Origin of the sequence: Sphingobium terrigena, from assembly GCF_003591655.1 — a bacterium.
Classification (GTDB): domain Bacteria; phylum Pseudomonadota; class Alphaproteobacteria; order Sphingomonadales; family Sphingomonadaceae; genus Sphingobium; species Sphingobium terrigena.
This window is the reverse complement of the sequence record NZ_QVRA01000087.1, coordinates 1-1,243: the sequence shown is the minus strand read 5'-3', so window position 1 is coordinate 1,243 and position 1,243 is coordinate 1. Positions and strand designations below refer to the sequence as shown.

At 60.6% G+C, this 1,243-nt stretch carries 1 protein-coding gene; it reads left to right on the top strand.

Features of this window, described 5'->3' with window-relative positions:
* The first annotated feature begins 63 nt into the window (after positions 1-63).
* Positions 64-1,217 (top strand): IS3 family transposase gene (locus D0Z70_RS24470; protein WP_119750804.1). Its coding sequence is split into 2 segments (ribosomal slippage): positions 64-322 and positions 322-1,217, totalling 1,155 coding nucleotides; the frame shifts between segments, so codons are not numbered across the junction.
* Positions 1,218-1,243 lie beyond the last annotated feature (26 nt).

The window sequence follows — 1,243 nt, the reverse complement described above, 5'->3', positions numbered from 1 at the left end:
GTGACCTGCCCCCCGAGAGTTCCCTCATTCTAATGTAGAGTCTGCCGACAGAGGAGCAGACGTATGAGGAAGAGCCGTTTTACCGAAGCGCAGATTATCGGGATGATCAAGGAACAGGAGGCCGGGCTGCCGACGGTCGAGATTTGCCGGAAGCACGGGCTGAGCACGGCGACGTTTTACAAGTTGAAGGGCAAGTATGGCGGCATGGAGGTGTCCGATGCCCGCCGACTGCGTCAGCTTGAGGACGAGAACGGCAAGCTGAAACGCTTGCTGGCGGACAGTATGCTCGACAACGTCATCCTGAAGGACCTGCTGGGAAAAGCCTGACGACGCCAAGCCAGCGGCGTGATGCTGTGCTCAAAGTGCTGGGAGGTTTTCAGATCTCCCAGCGCCGGGCCTGCGTGCTGATTGGTGTCGATCCCAAGACGGTCCGGCGCGAACGCCCGCCAGACCATGGTGCCATCCGTGTTGCCATGCGTGAGGTCGCGGGCAAGCGCCGCCGCTTTGGCTATCGCCGGATCGGCGTCATGCTCGAACGCCAGGGGCTGATCATGAATCACAAGAAGCTCTATCGGATTTACAGGGAGGAAGGTCTGTCGGTTCGTCGCCGTCGGGGTCGGAAACGGGCGCGTGGTAGTCGCACCCCCATGCCCGTGCCGTTGATCCCGGGCGCACGCTGGTCGATGGACTTTGTGTCGGACACCTTCGGTGCGTCGCGCAAATTCCGGATATTGGCCATCAATGACGATTGCTGCCGGGAGAACCTGTGCCTGGTCGGCGATACCAGCATCTCGGGCGCCCGAGTGGCGCGTGAACTTGATACGCTGGTGCGGCTCTATGGCAAACCGGCTTGCATTGTCAGCGATAACGGAACCGAGTTCACCAGTCGGGCGATCCTGGAATGGGCTGGCAAGAACAAGGTCGAGTGGCATTACATCGATCCGGGCAAGCCCCAGCAGAATGGGTTCATCGAGTCCTTCAACGGATCGCTGCGCGATGAACTGCTCAACGAGGAGTTGTTCGACAGCCTGGCCGATGCCCGCCGGAAGCTGGCCATCTGGCGCTATGATTACAACAATGTCCGGCCCCACTCGTCGTTGGGAAATCGAACGCCTGCACAAGCGCGTCGGGCGTTCGAGCAGGACGAGAGCATCACGCCCGACGCGCTTGTGCAGGCGCAGGGGCCATCGTATTTAACCGCAAGACTCTCGTTATGATCGAGGGACTGACGGGGGGCAGGTCA